This window comes from Streptomyces sp. NPDC029044, from assembly GCF_040637495.1.
Classification (GTDB): Bacteria; Actinomycetota; Actinomycetes; order Streptomycetales; family Streptomycetaceae; genus Streptomyces.
In genome coordinates this window covers 83,847-101,435 of record NZ_JBEZWN010000004.1, presented here as the reverse complement: position 1 = coordinate 101,435, position 17,589 = coordinate 83,847, and the positions used below count along the sequence as shown (strand labels likewise).

The window sequence follows — 17,589 nt, the reverse complement described above, 5'->3', positions numbered from 1 at the left end:
CCGCCCCGCTCGGGTCCGGAAGCGATAGCCAGACGCGCCACGGTGCTGTCGCCGCTCGTGGTGCCCGGCATCAGACGACCTCGTCTTCGTACGCGCTCGTCGAGCGGTCGAAGTGCTGTGCCGGCACTTCGTACGAGCTGCCCTTCGCCCGCCACCACCCCCAGGCCAAGGCGAGGACCACAAGCAGAGCGACCGGCGCGTAGTTGAACGTCTCCACCGACACGAGGCCGCCGCCGGCGGGGCGCGTCTGGGGCAGACAGAACAACACCGTCACGAACGCCACCCAGAGAACCGCGATCGTGCCCACGATCACGCCCCAGTTGCCGAGGTTCCACGGTCCGGGCCGGAACCGTCGGCGGTTCTTGACGCGCAGGAAGATCGGGATCGCGTAGGCCGGGGTGATGCCAACCACGTTGATGCTGGTGATCGCCGCGTAGGCGACCGGGCTGTACAGGCTCGGCAGGGCCAGTACGGCGGCGCACACCACGGAGAGCAGCACCGCCATGCGCGGCGTGCCGGTACGACGGTCCACCCGCCGCCACAGGTGCGAGCCGGGTAGCGCCCCGTCACGCGAGAACGCGAAGACCATCCTGCTGGCCGCAGCCGTCTCGGCATTGCCACAGCACAACTGCGCGACGATGACGACCAGGAGCAGTGCCTTCGCCCCGGCCACGCCGAGCGCGTCCAGGAAGATCTGTGCCGGCGGCACTCCGGTCGCGGTGCCGACGGTGCCCGCGTAGTCCTGGATCGCGAAGGTGAGTCCCGCCAGCAGGACGAACCCGGCCAGCCACGACCAGCCGATGGCGTGGATGATTCCGCGGGACGCGGACACCTGGGCGTCGGTGGTCTCCTCCGACAGGTGCGCGGAGGCGTCGTAGCCGCAGAACGTGTACTGGGCCAGGAGCAGACCCAGCACGGCCACGTAGAGCGGGCTCGACCAGCCCGTGTTGTTGACGAACTCGCCGAACACGAAGTCGGCGGACCGGTGGTGGGAGGGCACGATCGCGAGCGCGCCGACGATCACCGTGACGCCGGCGAGGTGCCACCAGACGCTGATGCTGTTGAGGATGCTGACCAGCCGGACCCCGAACAGGTTCAGGGTGAGGTGGAGGGCGAGGATGCACAGGAAGATCACCATGATCCTTCCCAGCGTCGGCTCGAAGCCCCACTGCAGGTTGAACAGGGCGCCCGTGAAGAGCGCGGCCCCGTAGTCGATGCCGGCGATCGCACCGAGCAGGCCCAGCAGGTTCAACCAGCCCGTGTACCAGCCCCACTTCCGCCCGCCGAGCTGCTCCGCCTGGTAGTACAGGGCTCCGGAGGTCGGATAGGCGGAGGTCACCTCGGCGAGCGAGGCGCCGATGAACATGACCATGGCGCCGACGACCAGCCAGCCCCACAGCATCACCGATGGGCCACCGGTGTTCAGGCCGAAGCCGTAGAGGGTCATGCAGCCGGACAGGACGCTGATGACGCTGAAGGAGATCGCGAAGTTCCCGAACGGCCCCATGCGTCGGGTGAGCACGGGCTCGTAGCCCAGTTCGCGCAGGTAGGTGTCATCGGACTTCCGTGGTGTCGCGTGGCGGTTCGGACTCGGACGGGACATGGATCGGCCTCCAAGACTCGGGGAGGTGGGCAAACTAGACAGGTTCATGCCAATACGTGGTTGCGATGGCGGCTGTAGATCACGGGTGCGGCCCGGCGCGTGGCCTACGGGTACGGGCGTAGGAGAGGGATTCGGCGCGCGCCCGAAGGAGCAGTGCCTCACCGGGATCAGGCCCCGCGGCTCCGTCGTGCACCGATGCCCATGGCTCGCGCGCCGCGTACGAGCCCATCGCCTCGAACACCTCGGCGGCCTCCAGGTACCGGTGTCCCGCCCACAACGCGTAGGCGAGGAGGTTCAGATCGGCCACCGATCGGTGCCCTACGGATGCCTTGTGGAACCAGTCGTGTAAGGCGGTCAGGGTGTAGTCGAGCGTCGACTCCTGTGCCCACTGCCGCCGCCACAGGGGATCGGCGCGCGACTGTCGTCGCTGCTCGACCTGTGCGTACGCCGGCAGAAGCAGCAGCGGCGATCCGACCGGTCGCTGCGAGGCCACGGACCGGCCGAAGTCGAAGACCGCGGCCAGGGAAGCGCCCGACGGACCCTCAAGAGCGAGCATGAACTGCACAACGCGGTGGTAGGCCTCGCGGTTGTACGGATCACGCTGGTTGACCTCGTAGAGCAGTCCCCACGGGCCGCCCGGCAGCATCGGTTCGGCGGACCTCACGCGGTGTTCTGGCCGCAGTTGGCGGGTGTCGACCTGGGCCAGGGCGACAAGACATACCCACGGCACGGGATCGTGGGGCGCACGGCGGGCCGCCAGCAGCGCGGCACGCCGCGCTCGCATCTCGAACTCCAGGGTCCGCGGGTGGTGTTGGCGGTGGGCACGAAGTGCCCTTTCGACGGCGACACGTACAGACATCAGCTGCGCGTCGTAGCTGTCGGGCTCCTCGGCGAGCCACACGTCGACGACGTCCGACCGGGCGGCTGCCACGGCCAGCAGCTGGGTGCGTGCCGTGCGTAGTGCCCAGTGCGTACCAGTCTTCCAGAGCAGCTCACGTGCCTGCCTCCAGCGCCCCGCCTGTAGTTCGACCAAGGCCACACGGAGGTCGTCGTCGTGACCAGCCGGGTGGTAGACGAGACGCATCAGAGTGCCTCGGAGGGGACCGTGCGCCGTCGGCAAGCCGGGTCGGGCCAGTTCGTCCGCTGCGGGCGGACCGTGGGGGTTGACGTGCTCTGCGAGCTGGACGGGAAGGTCATCGGGAGCCTCGGGCAGGTTGGGGGAGGGCCGTGAAACGCATGAAGGCGGACCGTCGGCCGAGCCGGGAGATGGGGCTCGTGCGCCGGTTCGAGCTCGCTAGAAACGGATCTGTCCGATCATGTCGGCGACGCCCGTCAGGAACCGGTTGATGGTCGGGGCCATGGACGTACTCGCCAGGAAGAACCCGAAGAGCACGCAGACGACCGCGGGACCGGGTTTCACGGATTTGCTGCGGATGAGGACGACCACGAGGATGCCCAGCACCAGCACGAAGGAGATGCTGAGCGCCATCAGGAGGCCGCCTCCTCCGCGGACCCGCGCCGTTCCCGCCGAGCCTGGCTCAGCGCGCGCCGCAGAGCGTCTGACTGGGTCAGCGCACGCGGGCCTCGGGGGAAGACGTGCCAGTGCATCCCGGGAGGCTCCGTGCTCTCGGCGGACGGCACGACGACGTGGCACTTCTGCCCCAGCGCGACGGTCCCCGGCTCCTCCCAGCGGGCCGCGGTACCCACGGGAACCAGGAAGTACAGCCGGGGCTCCGGACCGTCGTGGTCGAGGATCACCGGGCCGACCGGTTCGTCCCCCTCGTCGAGGATCTCGATCGCGCGCCGACCCACGGCCTCCACGGCGCGTACGGCGTCCCACCACTCCCCCGCCGAGCACAGCTCGGGCTCCTCGCCGATGGGCATCCAGCGCGGCGGGTTCGCGCGAGCTGCGGGATTGTCGTCGGACATGGAAAAGGCCTCCTCACCACTGGGTGTGAGGAGACCATTCCATTCAGCAAGCTGTCCTGCGCGGACAGTCTGTCCGTGGGCTCCGCTCGCCAAAGCCCTTGACACAACCTCAGGTTGTGCTAATACCCGTCCAACTACCGAATGCGGACAGCTCGTTGGAGGGGTGAGCGTCCATCCTGAGCAGCGCCGCAGTGGTCTCGCGAACGGACGGGTGGAACCGCGTGTGGTTGGGCGCGACCTTCCGCGCTCGCTTGAGGTCCGCGAAGGCACCGTCCCGGTCGTTCTCCGCGAGCTTCGCGGAGGCCACGTCTATGAAGTGGTGGCTCGACCGCTCGCCGACGGTCGTAGCGGGCGGCGCCCACTCGCCGCCGGCGACCGGAGACCATTCGACGAGACGGGCGAGGGCCTGCTCGGTGTCGCCCGTGTCGATCATCGCGTGCACCTCGTGGATGCGGATGTTCGTCGGGCCGAACGACATCTCGTACGCCAGCGAGTCCCGGTTTCCCGCCATGCGTGCGACCTGCTCCGCCTCCCGCAGGTACGAGTCGGCGCGGTCGGCGCTGTTCTCCCGGGCTTCGAGGACGGCCAGCTTCAGCAGCAGCGCACCGTCGACGGCGAGCGCGTCCTCAGTGAAGGAGCGTTCCGGCTGGAGCCGCTCCAACTCCGTCCGCAGCGCGAGCAGCTTGCGGCGCGCCGGCGAGTACGCCCCCTGGCGGAGCATGGCCCCAGCCACGAGGTAGCCGGCCGTGAACTGCATCAGCGGATCGCCGCTCTGGTCAGCGGCCCAACGAACGCGCTCCAGTGCCGTGTTCGACAGGTCGTGGTGACCCATCTTGTGGGCAAGGGAGTTCACGGCTCGGTAGGCGCGCGCCAGGTGCCAGAAGGCCTTGCTCCGGTCACCGTTGCCACCACCGAGGGCCACGTGCGTCAGTTCGGTGATGATCGGCGGCAGCAGGGGCCCCATCGGCGCGTACCGGGCGTCGCGACGCAGGGCCGCCACCTGGTCGACCTCGGAGGCGAGCACGGGAAGCGCCCGCGGAGCGATCTCCAGGTCGTCGGGGCTGTCGTAGCAGAGCAGGAGGCGGCGGAGCTCGGGTATGACGGCGTGGACGCCGTCCTCCGCCTCCGGCTCCCCGTAGTACGGCTGGCCCGTCAGGACCTCGGGGCCGAAGCGCAGCGCCTTGGCGAGAGCCAGCACCAGCGAAGGTGAGGCCTTGCGCGCCCCCGACTCCAGCTTCTGCACGTAGCTCGGGGAGACCGCGACCTTCTGCGCCAGCTGGGCGGCGGACAGCTTCCGTGTCCTGCGAGCGACGCGGAGACGGTCTCCCAGTGTCAGGTTTTCACTCATCGGTGGAGCTGTCCCTTCGCGATGAAGCACTTCGTTCAGAGTACGGTTACGGTCCAAGCCTGCGCCCCTGGTCGCCAACTGTTAACAGAGCCGATGGCCGAGCGCCCACGACGTGGATCTGCTGCGCGGACCCGACGTACGTTGCTGTTCCCGCCTGAGCCTCCGGCCACACGACCGAAGCGGGGCATATCGTGGAGAAGCGGGTGCGGGATGAGTACGGTTGCCGCCCCCTGGTCAAGAGGTAGGCGTCGAAGTACCTACGGACAGTTTGTCCGCGCGAATCCTGCAGGCGCCGGAGAGCCGCCCTCACCGTCGGCCGCAGACAGTAGCCGAGCCCTTACGGCGAGATGAGGTTGGGGTGGCCTCACATACGCTCACAGCCACAGGGCGGTTCCGCCCTGGTCGAAGGTGAGGAGTGAGGTCGGGAGTGGCTGAAGCCGAACAGTCCCTCGTGTTGTGGGACATCGACCGAACGCTACTGTACGTCGGTGAGATCGATCGGCAGGTCTACCGCGAGACCTTCGCCGAGATCGTTGGGCGCCCCGCCGAACGCCTTCCGGCCCGGGGAACCGGCGTCACCATGCCCCTCGCGATCCGATCCCTGCTCCTGCACAACGGCGTTCCGACATCGGACGTCCCCCGACTGCTACCGCGCATGGTTGAACTCCTGCCGCGGTGTCTCGCCACGCATGAGGAAGCCCTGCGCGAGCGGGGCGTCCTCATGCCGGGTGCTGTGTCCGCCCTGAAGGCGGTGCACGAGCAGGCGCACTGGGTGCCGACCGTCGTCACGGGGAACCTCAGGCCCAACGCGCTGCTGAAGCTCGAAGTGTTCGGCCTCGACGCCTTTCTGGACACGGAAATCGGCGGGTACTCCTCCGACGACGAGCACCGTCCCGCCCTCGTCGCCGTCGCACAAGAACGAGCTCAGGCCAGGTTCAGGGCAGCCTTTACCCGCTCCAACACCGTCATCATCGGGGACTCGCTCGAAGATGTCCGCACCGGAGTCGAAGGCGGTGCTTCGGTGATCGGAGTCGCGTCCGGCAAGACCACCGCCCGCGAACTGGCGGCAGCAGGAGCCGGCGCGGTACTCGACAGTCTTGAGGACGTACCGCGGCTCATGGAGGAGATCACGACGTTGACGCGTTCGACCATGAAGTGACGGGCAATCAATCCGGACTATGCCTCCCCGTGTGGTCCTGCGCGCTCTCCTCGCTGCTGTTCAACGTAGGCCCCACCGGAGGCCGCTTGGCCGAGGAGGATTCGCGGCCGGGCCTCAGGCCTGTGAGCTGGGTGCCCGTGTGAGTTGCGCAGCCGGATGCCGTTGAAACCGCAGGTGCTGGAGGTGATGGTCTCCCAGTACGGCCACAGGATGTCCAGGACCCGCAGCTGGATGCCGGCCTCGGCGTGCAGGGCCAGAAGGTCGCCGACGGGCTCGGGTGGTCCCAGCGGCTCGACGGGTTCTTCCGCGACGTGCGCGCGCGGGACGGGCCCCCCGATGGGGCGGAAAGGCGTGGAGTCGAACCGGTAGGCGTAGAGGCGAACGTTTCGGATCTCCTCCAACCAGTCGTACTCGATCGCGTGTACTCGATCTCCGTCTCCCGGACCGATGATCCGCTCGCGGTCGTCTGGGGACGTGTCGGGTGTCACCCATGCCATCGCCCGGGGACACTGCTTAGGGAACCAGTAGTCGGGAGCACGAACCGCGTCGACGGCCCAGACGAAGGCCCCCTGGTCCTTCGACGTCGGGGAGACGCGGGGGACGAAGCGGGTGATGGTGGGGTCCTCAGAGAAGTGCAGTAACTGTCCAGGCTCTGGCCGCATCGGGGCATCGTAAGTCCACATGCGCCGTTCTCGCCTTCGGCGATTCCAGGCGCACCACCGCAACGCATCGGAACAAGCCACCAGGTGGCCATACGAAAAGCACCGTGCGTCGGGGACCAATGAGATCGCCTCAACGACTGCGGGCCTGCCGCCGCCATCGTGATCGGCGGCAGGGTGCGGATCGATGGCAGGGAGATCGCACGATGGACGCCCGTGCCCGCAGGAGGTCGTTGAGCGCGCGCACCGGAGACGCTGGGGACGAGGCCAGTCGGGTGTCGAGCGCTGTCTCCCACTGCTCGGTCAGCCCGAGCATCAGGCGTTCGCGCATGCCGGGGGTGACGTGGGCGTAGCGCGCCGAGACGGAGCCGTCGATATGGCCCATCCGTTGGTCCATGAGGACCTTCTCGGTGCCGAGGTCCTCCATCACAGTGCGGTGGGTGTGGCGGAGGCCATGGGGTGTGAGGCCCTTGGCAATCGGAAGCCAGCAGGCGTCGGCCCGGTCGCCGGCGCCGCGCCCTCTGGCCGGGACGCCCGGCCACGGCTCTCCCAGCAGCGGTACGGGGCGGGTCTGCTGCGGCGCCTTCTTCGGGTACCAGCCGGAGACCGCAGGGGTGAACAGCCAGGTCGCGAAGCCATTTCGGCGCCAGTGGGCGGCATGGCTCAACACCGCGCCGCCGCGCATGAACCCCAGGTCCGCGATGGCCCGCTCCACCCTCATACGCTTGGCCTCGGTGACGCGGTCAGGGTGATTCAGGACGTTGGACACGGTGCCCGTGGAGACGTCGGCACGGCGTGCGACGTCGACGAGCTTCGCGCCTTGGTGGCCACCACCGCGAGTCCCGCCCTGTCCGCGGAAGACGTAGGTCCTGCCGTGACACGGGCATGGATTCGGCTTCGTACGGGCGATGTGGTTGGCGACCAGGGCCGACAGCCAGTCCATCAAGTCGATGGTCCGGTAGCTGTCGTCCTTGGGTGGGCAGCGCACGATCTCGCCGGTGTCGAGTTCGTACAGCTGCCACTCGACCCGGATGGAGCCGGGGCGGGCGAGTTCCGTCTCCAGGCCGACGATTTCGCCCCAGCGCATGCCGGTGTAGCCCTTGAGGACGACGGCGACGAACTCGTCGTCGCGGCCGGAGAGCAGCGCAGCCCGTTCGGCGGTGAGCAAGATGCCGAGTGCGTCGGTGACGACCTTCTCCGGGCCGCGATTACGGGAGCGTCCGGCACGCTTGCCGCGTCCGCGCCGCCTGGTAGCCGGGTTGGTCGTGATCAGGCCCTCGTCGATCGCGTCTTCGAAGATCAGGTGGAGCGTCGAGCGCCAGGTTCTGACGCTGGAGGCCGCGTAGACGGCCCGCTCTTTCTTCTCCCACAGGTCGACGTCCGTGCGCAGGATGTCGGCGAGTGCCTTGTCCTCGAAGTCGGGGAGCAGGTGCCCCTCGATGTGGCGCTTGTAGTTCTGCATGGTCGAGGCTGCCAGGTCCTGAGCCTTGTACCAGCGTTTCGCGTACTCGCCGAAGGTCGCTTGGCCGAGTTCCGGTTCGGGCCGGCCATCGCCCGGTTCCTTGTTCTCAGCCACGGCCGCAGTCCGGTGCCCCTCGCCCTCGTCCCTGGCGATGCCGAACGTGAGCATCTACGTCCTCCTCCCGCACGACCTCATGGCTCACGCAGGTTTCCCATGGAACCCCAAGGCCAAATCGACATGCCGGAGAAGATCACGCGGAGAGACCGAACAAGGTCACACGAAGGGTGCGGAGATCAGCAGAGAAGGTTTGCTCGCGGTTTCCAGCACGCTCTGCCTGCGGCTTTCAGCCGAGTTCGTCCAGGCAGCCAACAGGACCTCATCACACTTGTCGAGGGCATTCGCGAGGAGTGGCAGGACGTACGGCCCGACCAACACCTACCGGCTCCGAGCAATCTTTCAGAGCCTCGATGACCCTCAACACGCCTGCAAACAAAGCCTGTTGTTGTCAATGGGTCGTCAGCAAATTCCTGCGGACACTTTGTCCGCTCGTCGCACTCGCGTAGTGGAATCGTCTTTTCACGCTCCGTTGCGCGAATCCCCGACGGACCGCACCACCCCTGCGCGAGCCAGGTGCCTCCCTGCCCGAGTCACCGTTCTCCACCGCCTATCCCGCACTGGAGGAGTCCTTCCCATGGCAGCCCGTACACGCAGTTCACAGGGCGTGACCTCTACTCCGACCAGCAAAGCGGTCCCTCTTCAGCGTCAGAGAGGCACAGGAGGAGCCGTCGAATCAGCCCCAACCACGATCTCGCCGAGGATCGCCGTCGCGCTGCATGACGGCTACTACGGGTGCACATCGGGTACGGGCTTCAGCAACAGGGCCTTCCTCGAGGTACTCACGCGGGCACTGCCCCGAGAACGCCTCCTGGTCATGCCCGTTCACATCTCACGCTCCGACCCCAGTTACGACCCCACCTGGGTGACCGAGACCGAGGGAATGCTGGGGCGGGCCGGGGCCGACGTCGTTCCGGTTCCGGGTGGTCGCGCGGCGACCGCCGCCCTCGCGGGCTGCGAAGCACTGTGCGAGCGGGTCACGGAAACCGCCCGCGCGCGCCTTGCCGATGCGTCGATGGCCCAGCTGATCGGCCTCGACATCCCCTTCCTCGGACTCGGACCCCATCGACGCGCCGACGATCCGTTCAGCCTCCTTCTCCTGCCCCGCTCGACGAGTGAACTCGCCTCCCCGGAGGACCGGCGGCGCATCCGCTGGGAGCACAAGGGACTGACGGCGGCGGTGGGTGGCGGCGCACGCGTCGCCGCCATCTCGCACCACATGCGCGGCCATCTTGAGCAGGTCTACGGCGTCCCGCGACAGGCAGTGGTCGATCTCCCCAACGGACTGCTCCTGAGCGACCGCGAGGACGTGGTGCCGGCTCCGCTGCCGCCGCAAGCCGAAGCGGGGTTCCTGCTGGCCTTGGGCCGGGCGGTGGAGAGCAAGGGCTTCGAGGACCTGCTGGAAGCCGTCCGAATCCTCGGTACGCAGGGCGAACGGGTGCCGCACCTTCTGCTCGCACCCACAACACACACGGAGACCCTGACCGGCTACCAGCAGCGACTCCAGGCAATGGTCCGCGACTACGCGATCGACGCGACGTTCCTGCCGCGGTTCTCCCCCCGGTACCGCTCCTGGCTGCGGAGTCCGGCGCTTCGGGGAGTGGTGGTGCCCTCCCGGGCCGAACCGTTCGGGAGGATCCCCCTCGAAGCCTTCGCCTCGGGGGCCGCGCCGGTGATCGCGACTCGGGCAGGCGGGCTCACGGAGACCGTGGTCGACGGGGTGACCGGGTTCACGGCCGGAGCCCGTGACCCCATGAACCTCGCCCACGCGATCAGGCGAGCACTTCACATCAGCGTCCGAGAGCGTGAGCAGATGCGTGCGCGCGGCAGGGCACTGCTCATGGCCCGGCACGACTACGAGGCCACGATCCGCTCCTACCTGCGCCAGTACGCCCCTTGGGCGATGGCGCGCAGCGCCCCCTTGAGGGGTGGAGCGTGACAACCACCGCACTGGTTGCCCTCAACTCTCCTTACCCCTTCTGGCAGTTATCCGATCGGCACGCCGGACAACTGAGGTCCGCCTTTCCGGACGTCCGCTTCCTGCTCGCCCAGGAGCAGGACGTCCCTGTCGAGATCCGTACCGCTGACGTCTATTTCGGCTGGTCCTTCGACGCGGAGTGGCTCAAGTCCTCCCGACGGCTCCGCTGGACGGCCACCCCGTCCGCAGGCATCGATCACTGGCCGGTCACCACGCTCGATACCGCGGGCATCACGCTCACCCGCGGGTACGGCTACCACGGGAGGCCGATGGCCGAGCACGCGATCGGCCTGCTCCTCGGCTTCTCGCGGGGCCTGTTCACGAGTGCACGACTTCAGACCCGGTCCGTCTGGTGGAAGGACGAACTCGCCGACAGCTTCTTCGACCTGTACGGCGAGACGCTCACGATCGTCGGCTGCGGCTCTGTCGGCATCCGCCTCGCCGAGGTGGCGCGTGCCTTCGGAATGCATGTGATGGGAGTACGCCGCAACGCTCCTAGCTCCGAACCCGGCGGGATCGAATGGGTGCCGTCGCACCGCGTTCGTGAAGCACTCTCGCGTTCCCGTGCCGTCGTCAACCTGCTTCCCGCGACCGACGAGACGCGCGGCTTCTTCGACGAGAGCACCTTCAAGGCGTGTCGCCCCGGGACGGTCTTCATCAACCTCGGGCGGGCCAGCACCGTCGACCACCATGCGCTCCTCGGCGCCCTCGACCAAGGCCCGCTGGTCGGCGCCGCCCTCGACGTACAGCCGCGCAAGCCGCCCGCGCTCGACGATCCGCTCCGCCACCACCCGCAGATCGTGCTCACACCGAAGAGCGCCGTCTTCAGCCACGCCTACATGGACGAGGCGGTCGCCTTCTTCATCGACAACCTCCGACTTTTCCTCGCCGGCCAGCCCCTCAACGGTGCTGTCACCCCAACCCACGGAGGGACACATGATCCCCACTGACCAGCGGTTTTCCAGGACCAGCCTGTTGCAGCGGTTCGCCGAGTCGGGTCGGAACCATCCCTACCTGGCCTTCACGCTGAACTCCATCTGCAACCTCGACTGCGTCTTCTGCAAGCCGCGGTGCATGCCCGACTACGGACACAAGGACAAGACGCTCACGGTCTCCGACTACGCGGGCATCGCGAAGGAGGCCGGGCTCTGGGGCATCCGCAAGGCGCACACCTCGGGCGGGGAGCCGACGCTGCGCGCCGACATCCTCGACATCATCGGAGCGCTCTCCGACGGTCTCGGCGACAAGGCGACCATCGGCATGACCAGCCACGGCAACCTGCGCCGCGGCCTGACCGTGGACGCGCTGCGCGAAGCCGGGCTCACGTACCTGAACATCAGCCTGCACAGCCTCGATCCCGCACGGTCCACCGAGATCATGGGCGGCGGCGACCCACGAGTCTCCCGTGCCACCATCGATCGGGCACTCGAACTCGGCCTCAAGGTCAAGATCAACTGCGTGCTCCAGCGGTCGTACCTGGACGACGCCTTCGGTGTCGCCGAACTCGCCAGGCGACTGCCCGTCGCGGTACGGCTGATCGAGCTGCAGCGCATCGGACCGGCGGAGGCCCTGTTCCCCACCGAGTTCGTGGCCGAGGCGGAGGTCCGCGAACGCCTGCACACCTGGTTCGAGGAGGCCGGCGAGATCTCCCGCACCGAGCTGGGAGTGCGGAGCCCGGGACGGTACCTGCAGCCGACCGGCTGGGCCGGCTCCATCGGGTTCATCTCCAACTCCTCCTGTGCCACCTGCTCCGACGCCAACCGCATCAAGATCACGCCCACCGGTATCGCCCGGCCCTGCATCCTCCACAACCGCGACATCCCCCTGAAGCCGCACCTCTCGGACGACACCATGGCCGACACCTACGCCCACCTCTTCCGCGCCATGCTCGAGCGCGACAGCAACGAGGCCTGGCAGGGCTTCCACTACGTCGACTACGACCTGCGCTGGGACCGCATGGAGCGACCGCAGGGCGTGCCCGTGCTTCCCCTGCTGCCCGTGGCCAGCGATACGGGCGGGGCCTGCTCGCTTCGCCGGCCCGGAGGTGAGTCCGAGTGACGACGGCCCGTCCCACCGTGTCGTACCCGCAGCTCGGCGTCGTCTACGCCGAGCAGTTGGCCGCCCAGGACGTCACCGCGAGCGTGCTCACCCACAAGTGGCAGGCCGGAGACCTCATCGCACCGCACTCGGACATCGACATCCGCGTCGTCCTCGACCAGGCCCCCGACTCTTGGTGGGAGTGGAACGAGCGGCTGGCCACCGCCCACCACCAGGCGGTACTCCTGGACCCGACCCACAGCCGACTGCTCGAACATCCGCCCGGGTTCGCGTTCACCGCCGACGAGCTCGACCGGAACCAGGTGTCGCCGGCCGAGATCTCCACCTGGAGCCTGGTCACGGGCAGCGCGGCCACCCTCGGGCGGTGGCAGTCCCGTGCGCGGATGATGCCGTGGAGCCGAGCGGACGAGAGGTTCTACCGCGGGATCCTCGACGCGAGGATCGCAGGCCGCTACCAACTCGACAAGGACAGCACCGACAACGTCCACCACGACCTCGACGGCTACCGAAGGCACTGCGTCGCCTGGCACTACGTGGCGCCGTGCTGGTTCGCGTCGGCGGCCCTCGCCACGCGCACCCGGTGCCCCGGGAAGACCGCGGCTCTCAACCATTGGCACCCCGGCGAACTCGAATCACATGCCGAGAGGTTTCTTCGCCTGTCCGCCGCCACCTCGGATCCGGACCTCTCCCCCACTCAGGTACTGCGCACGGCCCACGTAACCGTGGACGCCGTACTGCGCCGCACACCGCCTCCCAGGCCGCTGCCGGAGGCGGTGGACGCGGAAACGGCGGCCTGGATCACGGCCGCCGGCATGCTCCGTGTGCGCGTCGCACGCTGGATCTACTACCTGAACCCGCCGCCGGAGACCGTGACCGGCTACTTGATCGCTCGCGAGGAGAAGGAACTCCGTTCCGCCCGGAACACCTTGACCCGTCTCGCCGACCGAACCTCCGGTGACGACGCGCTGCTCGTCAAGGCCATGACGGAGCTGCTGACCCCAGGCCCGACCACGACAGGCAGCCTTCGCGACCTCCTCGCCCTGTGGGGGCGTTACCGCTCCGTCGTCGAAGACTTCCTCTCCGCCCACCCCGAGTGACCAAAGGGGCTCCCCATGACGTCGTCCCCCGTGCTGTCCACCACGCAAAGGACCCTCAAGACCGCGAAGATCAAGATCACGACCAAGTGCAACCGCCACTGCGACTTCTGCATCTTCGCCGAGGGCGGCCAAGGCGAGAACATGCCGCTGGAGACGTTCAGGCGGGTCCTCGACCGCCTCGGACAGATCCCGTTCCGGCAGCTGCACATCAACGGCGGAGAACCCACCGTTCACCGCGACTTCAGCGAGCTCAGCGGCCTTGCCCGTGACCGTTTCCCGGAGCAGGTCATGGTGCTCGGCTCCAACGCGATCACCCTGGCCCGCAACGATCGCCTCCTCCAAGCGACCCTCGCGCACTACGACCAGGTCCTGATCGGCTGCGACGAGGAGCACGACAACTACGACGAGGTCAGCGCTGTCGTCCCCGTACTCCGTGAGGCCGGAAAAATCGTCGTCATCAACAGCGTGCTGGAGGCCATCGCCCCGGACCGCCTCAGTCAACTGGCCGCCCTGTGCGACGAGTACGGCGCCATCCACGTCACCAACCACGTCCACCACATCGACGTCGGCCAGCCCGCGAACGATCTCGGTGGCCTCTGCGACCGCAACGTCGACCAGCACCTCATGATCGAGGTCGACGGCGACTGCTACCGGTGCTTCAACGCCATGGCCAAGAACGACAGCGAGTTCACGGTCTGGGACGACGACTTCGCGGCCAGGGTCTTCGCGCCGCGCCGCAAACACTACGACTTCTGCCTGAAGTGCCACGAGTACAGGGACTCGGGCCTTCAGACCGTCCCCGCTCCCGCCCGTCGCACGGCTTCCGTCTCACCGCCCTCTTCTCGGAGGTCCCCATGCCCGCAGTGCTCGGTCTGAACTTCCACCACGACACCTCCGCCTGCCTCATCGTCGACGGCCGCATCTACGCGGCCGAGGAGGAGCGATGGAGCGGCGTGAAACACAACCGCACCACACGCAAGGGGGTTCTCACCGCCCCCACACACGCCCTCGACTGGTGCCTGCGGTCCGCCGGCATCACCGTCGACGACATCGACCACGTGTGGACCCCGTCCATGCGGCCCAGCCCCCGGCACGGATCGTGGGCGTCCACGGAGCAGGACGAACTCGCCGCCCTGCTCCCCGGGGCGCTCGGGCAACGGTTGAAGCTCATCTCCCACCACACCGCGCACGTCCTGTCCGGCTATCTCCTCTCCGGCGAGGAGCACGCCGCCGGCCTTGTCATCGACGCAGGCGGTTCCGCCCTCGGTATGGACATCGCGTCAGGGCGCGAACGGATCACCGGCTACGACCTGACGCCGGACAGCATCGACCGCGTCCACCAGGTCACACCGGCCATCGCCCCCGGCCCCTCCGGACCTGTGCGCGCCCACCCGTCCCTCGGCCACTTCTACCGCAACCTCGCGCTGCGGGTGATTCCGCCGGGCAACGAAGTCGAGGGCAGCATGATGGCCCTGGCCGCCTTCGGTGACCCGGACCGCTACTACAAGGAACTCCGCGACCTCGTCCATCTCGGCGCGAACGGGGACGTACACATCGCGGCGCCATGGGGGTCGTACGACGCCGAGACCCCGCTCGGGATCGAAGGCGCGTTCTGGACCGCGCGGTCCGCCGACTCGAAGCCGCTGGACGCCCGGGTGGACCTGGCCGCGGCGGCGCAGCGGGTCTTCGCCGAGGCGGTCATCCACGTAGCCCGTCACCTGCGTCACATCACGACCGTCCGCACACTGGTCTTCTCCGGCGGCTGCTCCCTGAACTCCCATCTCAACGGAACGCTCGCCGAGCAGTCCGGCTTCGAGAACCTCTTCGTCGCCCCGGCGCCGCACGACGCCGGCACCGCGGTGGGCGCCGCCCTCTACGCCTGGAACTATGTCCTCGGACAACCTCTTCTGCCGTCACCCGAGGACGCCGACTGGGGCCCGCTCCCCGGCCCTCTGCCCGACGGAGCGCTCTCGGGCGGCTACCGCAGCGTCTCCGGCCTCGGTGAGCGGCTGATCCCCACCGTCGCCGCGCTCCTCGCGGACCACCACGTCGTCGGCTGGGTGCGGGGCGGCATGGAGTTCGGGCCGAGGGCCCTCGGTCACCGCTCGATCCTCGCCCACCCCGGCAAGGCGGCGACCAAGACCCGCCTGAACGCCCTCAAACAGCGGGCCGACTACCGTCCGTTGGCGCCCCTGGCGCTCGCTGAGGAAGCCAACGCCTGGTTCCTCGGCGACGGCGACCCGTTCATGAACCGGGTCGTACGCGCACGGCACTGCAAGTCCGACCGGATGCCTGCGGCTGTCCACCACGACGGAACCGCCCGCCTCCAGACCGTGAGCCGAGGGCACTCCGGTGTCCGCCCGCTCCTGGAGGAGTTCCACCGGCTCACCGGCGTGCCCGTCCTCCTGAACACCTCCCTGAACTTCAAGGGAACGCCCATACTCCGCACCTCCGAGCAGGCCGTCGCCGCAGCGGTCGAACTCGGTCTCGACGCCCTAGTCGTCGAGGACACGTTGATCCTCGCCCCGCACGTGCGGATCGATACGGCACTGACGACCTCCTACGGAACGGACCGCACATGACCAGCGCCCCCACCGTGACGGACGAACTCGGCTTCAGGGACTGGCCGGAGCCGGAACGAGCGCGAGGCCGACTCGCCGCGACCCTCGCGACGACGATCTACGCCGGTCACGTCCGTGACCAGGGCACGCCCTACATCAACCACCCGGTGCGCGTCGTGGCCGTCCTGAAGGACGAACTCGGCGTCACCGATCCCGAACTACTGATCCTCGGCCTGCTGCACGACGCGCTGGAGATCGCGCCGACGGCGGAGCGCCTCGTAGCGTCCGGCCTGGGCCCGGACCTCACGCGACGGCTGCGTTCCATGACCCCCGACCACCGGTTGGAGCAGCGCCCCAAGCAGCCGTGGGACTCGGACGTCTGGCACAACAAGATCAGGTGTCTCGGTCCGGAGGAACTGCTCATCCGTCTCGCCGACCGCATCGACAACCTGCGCGACCTGCGGCACTCGCCGGACCCGGACCGCCGGGCGCGCTTCCTCGACAGCCTGACCAGCACCTACCTGCCGCTCGCCAAGGAGTCCCGCGACGTGAGCGCGCCACTACGAGCCGCGTACGGAGTGCTCAAGGCCGAGTACCGGCAGCAGGTGGAGGCGGGCACGTGACCCCGGTCGTCCACTCCATGTCACCGAAGGGCCGCACCGGAGGCCGCGTCTACCTCCGCATGATCCACGAGGCCACAGCCGACTCGATCGAGTGGCGGACGGTGCCGGACTACAAGCGCGCCTACACCGTCCGCCGAGGCCGGAAGGTGCGCCACCTCGCCCGCCTCGCGCCTCACATCCGCGAACTCAGAGACGCACCGGGCGCGTTCCTCTGGGACGACCTCAGCATCCTGTTCTTCACCCCGGAGATGCGGGCCCAGACCGTCTTCGTCTTCCACCACTACGAGCCGCTGCAGTTCGACTCCTGGCCCCTCGAACCGCTGCTGTGGCGCAGGCTCTTCGCGATTCTGCCCCAGTGCCGCGCGGTCGTGTGCGTCGCCCCGTCCTGGGCAACGTTCCTGCGGGAGCGCGGCGTGGACAACGTCCACGTGATCTACAACGCCTTCGATCTCGCCGAGATCGGCAGGGTCCGCGGCATGGACCCTGCCGAGTGCAAGGCCCGCCTCGGTCTCCCCCAAAACGAGATCATCGTGTACGCGGGCAAAGCCGTGCACTGGAAAGGCATCGAGAAGGTCGCCGCGGCCATCGAACCCGATCCCGGGCTCCGTCTCGTGACCACCGGAAGCAACACCATCGGCTCCCCGGGACACCACTTCGACCTGCCCCGTCCCCGGTACCTCGAACTGCTACGGGCCTGCGACGTCGGGGTCTTCACTCCCCGTATGCGGGAGGGGTGGAGCCGCTGCGCCGCAGAAGCTCTGCTCCTGGGTATGCCCTGCCTCATCCAGCCGATCGCCGGGCTCGGTGACCTCGCGCGTCTGACCGAGCAGCCGCCCCCGGATCCGCGTCGGCTGGCCCAGCAGATACGAGAGCGGGCGGCCGCGGCACCCGCCGAGTCGAAGACCGTGTACGAGACGCTGGCCCGCTTCGACACCACGTACTTCGCCGATGCCTGGTCCCGCCTCCTCGCACAGGCGACGGGACCGTGATCACGAAAT

At 68.3% G+C, this 17,589-nt stretch carries 16 protein-coding genes; 9 read left to right on the top strand and 7 right to left on the bottom strand.

Going from position 1 to position 17,589, the window contains the following annotated elements; all coding sequences use genetic code 11:
• Positions 1-70 precede the first annotated feature (70 nt).
• The 5 genes from AB0E85_RS05390 to AB0E85_RS05370 form a co-directional block, all read right to left on the bottom strand.
• On the bottom strand, positions 71-1,603 hold the full coding sequence (locus tag AB0E85_RS05390) for an amino acid permease (protein WP_361922638.1): 1,533 nt from the start codon (positions 1,601-1,603) through the stop codon (positions 71-73).
• Between the two features lie 79 nt (positions 1,604-1,682).
• Positions 1,683-2,687 (bottom strand): hypothetical protein, encoded by a 1,005-nt coding sequence (locus AB0E85_RS05385; protein WP_361922635.1) that lies wholly within the window; start codon positions 2,685-2,687, stop codon positions 1,683-1,685.
• 210 nt (positions 2,688-2,897) lie between these two features.
• Entirely contained in the window at positions 2,898-3,092 is a 195-nt protein-coding gene (locus AB0E85_RS05380; protein WP_191846794.1) for a hypothetical protein, read from the bottom strand.
• Complete coding sequence (locus tag AB0E85_RS05375) at positions 3,092-3,532, bottom strand: hypothetical protein (RefSeq protein ID WP_361922631.1); 441 nt, start codon at positions 3,530-3,532, stop codon at positions 3,092-3,094. The genes AB0E85_RS05380 and AB0E85_RS05375 overlap by 1 nt, the downstream gene beginning before the upstream one ends.
• 109 nt (positions 3,533-3,641) lie before the next feature.
• On the bottom strand, positions 3,642-4,880 hold the full coding sequence (locus AB0E85_RS05370) for a helix-turn-helix transcriptional regulator (RefSeq protein WP_361922628.1): 1,239 nt from the start codon (positions 4,878-4,880) through the stop codon (positions 3,642-3,644).
• A gap of 427 nt (positions 4,881-5,307) precedes the next feature.
• Between AB0E85_RS05370 and AB0E85_RS05365 the strand changes: the two genes are divergently transcribed.
• Entirely contained in the window at positions 5,308-6,039 is a 732-nt protein-coding gene (locus tag AB0E85_RS05365; protein WP_361922625.1) for a haloacid dehalogenase-like hydrolase, read from the top strand.
• Between the two features lie 17 nt (positions 6,040-6,056).
• Here the strand turns inward: AB0E85_RS05365 and AB0E85_RS05360 are convergent, their stop codons facing one another.
• Together AB0E85_RS05360 and AB0E85_RS05355 are read right to left on the bottom strand one after the other, a co-directional pair.
• Entirely contained in the window at positions 6,057-6,701 is a 645-nt protein-coding gene (locus tag AB0E85_RS05360) for a DUF6886 family protein (RefSeq protein ID WP_361922622.1), read from the bottom strand.
• A 130-nt stretch (positions 6,702-6,831) separates the two neighbouring features.
• Positions 6,832-8,328: a LacI family DNA-binding transcriptional regulator gene (locus tag AB0E85_RS05355; protein ID WP_361922619.1), complete on the bottom strand. Its 1,497-nt coding sequence runs from the start codon at positions 8,326-8,328 to the stop codon at positions 6,832-6,834.
• A gap of 763 nt (positions 8,329-9,091) precedes the next feature.
• Here AB0E85_RS05355 and AB0E85_RS05350 point away from each other — a divergent pair.
• The 8 genes from AB0E85_RS05350 to AB0E85_RS05315 are packed head-to-tail and all read left to right on the top strand — an operon-like array spanning position 9,092 to position 17,580.
• Complete coding sequence (locus AB0E85_RS05350; protein ID WP_361922616.1) at positions 9,092-10,213, top strand: glycosyltransferase family 4 protein; 1,122 nt, start codon at positions 9,092-9,094, stop codon at positions 10,211-10,213.
• Positions 10,210-11,202: a D-2-hydroxyacid dehydrogenase gene (locus tag AB0E85_RS05345; protein ID WP_361922613.1), complete on the top strand. Its 993-nt coding sequence runs from the start codon at positions 10,210-10,212 to the stop codon at positions 11,200-11,202. Before AB0E85_RS05350 ends, AB0E85_RS05345 begins: the two co-directional genes overlap by 4 nt.
• Entirely contained in the window at positions 11,189-12,310 is a 1,122-nt protein-coding gene (locus AB0E85_RS05340) for a GTP 3',8-cyclase MoaA (protein WP_361922610.1), read from the top strand. Before AB0E85_RS05345 ends, AB0E85_RS05340 begins: the two co-directional genes overlap by 14 nt.
• Complete coding sequence (locus AB0E85_RS05335) at positions 12,307-13,407, top strand: hypothetical protein (protein WP_361922607.1); 1,101 nt, start codon at positions 12,307-12,309, stop codon at positions 13,405-13,407. Before AB0E85_RS05340 ends, AB0E85_RS05335 begins: the two co-directional genes overlap by 4 nt.
• 15 nt (positions 13,408-13,422) lie before the next feature.
• Entirely contained in the window at positions 13,423-14,283 is an 861-nt protein-coding gene (locus tag AB0E85_RS05330; protein ID WP_361922604.1) for a radical SAM protein, read from the top strand.
• Positions 14,262-15,989, top strand: coding sequence for a carbamoyltransferase C-terminal domain-containing protein (locus tag AB0E85_RS05325; RefSeq protein WP_361922601.1), 1,728 nt, complete (start codon positions 14,262-14,264; stop codon positions 15,987-15,989). Before AB0E85_RS05330 ends, AB0E85_RS05325 begins: the two co-directional genes overlap by 22 nt.
• Positions 15,986-16,591, top strand: coding sequence for an HD domain-containing protein (locus AB0E85_RS05320; RefSeq protein ID WP_361922598.1), 606 nt, complete (start codon positions 15,986-15,988; stop codon positions 16,589-16,591). The genes AB0E85_RS05325 and AB0E85_RS05320 overlap by 4 nt, the downstream gene beginning before the upstream one ends.
• Positions 16,588-17,580 (top strand): glycosyltransferase, encoded by a 993-nt coding sequence (locus AB0E85_RS05315; RefSeq protein WP_361922596.1) that lies wholly within the window; start codon positions 16,588-16,590, stop codon positions 17,578-17,580. Before AB0E85_RS05320 ends, AB0E85_RS05315 begins: the two co-directional genes overlap by 4 nt.
• The last annotated feature ends 9 nt before the right edge of the window (positions 17,581-17,589 follow it).